This is a genomic window from Streptomyces sp. NPDC002130 (assembly GCF_040296465.1).
GTDB lineage: Bacteria > Actinomycetota > Actinomycetes > Streptomycetales > Streptomycetaceae > Streptomyces.
In genome coordinates, this window is sequence record NZ_JBEOXI010000735.1 from 1 (window position 1) to 1,589 (window position 1,589).

General features: G+C 62.2%; 2 protein-coding genes. Both read right to left on the reverse strand.

Translation table 11 applies throughout. The features are described from left to right. A partial coding sequence (locus ABT116_RS44965) for a FadR/GntR family transcriptional regulator (protein ID WP_351646800.1) occupies positions 1-505 on the reverse strand: 505 nt, incomplete at its 3' end. Between the two features lie 78 nt (positions 506-583). Continuing rightward, entirely contained in the window at positions 584-1,486 is a 903-nt protein-coding gene (locus ABT116_RS44970; RefSeq protein ID WP_095972349.1) for an Lrp/AsnC family transcriptional regulator, read from the reverse strand. Between the last annotated feature and the right edge of the window lie 103 nt (positions 1,487-1,589).

Sequence of the window (1,589 nt, forward strand, 5' to 3'; positions counted from 1 at the left end):
GTGAATCCGTGACGGCGGCAAGGACTCCCCGGTAGACGTCGATCAGTGCGGAATTGTGGGACGCCTCGACGATCGAAAGGTGCAGGGCCATGCCGGCTTCGACAGTGAAGCCGCCGACGTGTCCGGGGTGGGCGTTCCAGGTGGCGTGTATCCGCGCGAGATCTTCGGGGGTGCGGTGCTGCGCTGCGAGGCGCGCGGCTTCGACCTCGAGTCCGCGTCGCAGGCTCAGTACGTCGAGAACGTCGCTTCTGGCGAGTCGGCGCCCGAGTAGTCCTTCGACCGGCGACGCCGCCATGACGTACACGCCGCCACCGTGACGGACGGACAGAACTCCGGCGTGTGCAAGAGCCCGTACCGCTTCGCGCATGGTGTTCCGGGCAACTCCCAATTCCTCGACCAGTGCGGTCTCCGGCGGGAGTTTTGATCCGACGGGCCATCGACCGGTCGATATCGCCTCCTCGATCGCCGCAGCGACGATGTCTACCTTGCGCCCGGAATCGGACATGTGTGCCACCTCAGGTAAGTGGGTCAATGACTTGACCGAGGTTAGCGCGTCCGACCAAGTGGGTCAATGACTTGGACGTTACCCGCGTACGTCCAGGCTGCGGGCGTAGTGCTCCTTGAACACCTCGAGATGAGCCCAGGATTCCAAGCCGCTGACGCCGTCGATCCCGCGGATTCGTTCGGACAGCGCATGCAGGTCGCTCGAGGAGTTGGCAGCAACCGTCGCGATCACGTCGTATCGTCCCAGGGTCCGGGCGAGGAATTCGATTCCGGGCAGGGATTCTATCTCCGATACCGCGTTGTCGTCCCGTGAGCCCAGATTGACGCCGATACCCATCGCCAACGTCCGGCCACCGCCTCGCCGCTTGACGACGGCGCCGACGCGCAGTGCCGTGCTCGCGATCAGGTGATTGACCCGGTTGCGTACGGCACTCGGTGACAGTCCGGTGTGTTCGGCCAGTTCGAGAAACGGCATGCGCCCGTTGCGTTCGAGTAGTTCGATCAACGCGACATCCGTCGAGTCGAGTCGGATATCGGCTTGTAAAGCGCTCTCGGGCATGAAGATTCCCTTGATGACGTCGACGTAGACCAGCGTGCTCACCGATCGAACGCCACGTTGTGAGCGGAGTTCGGCGATGGCACGGTACAGATCGTCGTGACTGGGCACCCGAAGTTCCGCAATCACGTTGTACTGCCCGCTGACTGCCGAGATGTAGACGGCGGCCTCGGATTCGATCAACGCGTCCAGCACCGGAGTCATCGGTCCGGACACTGCGATCGAGACGTGCGCAAGCGCCTTCAGTCCGAGAAGTTCGGGGTGTGCGACGGCCACTACGGACACCGTTCCCGAGTCGAGTAGCGCCTGCACTCTGGTGGACACCGCCGCTCGTGGTGCGTCGACCGCCACGGACAGTTCGCGGTACGTCGCTCGCCCGTTGCGCTGAAGTGCGGCAATGAGCTTGGAATCGAGATCGACCGTCATGGTTGCCCCAACTTTTCCAGAGATTTTTCTGTATGAGCTTCCTATTAGAACAGTCGCATGTGGCTATGAATGATGCGGATAAGTGCAGAAATGCTCGAAAACT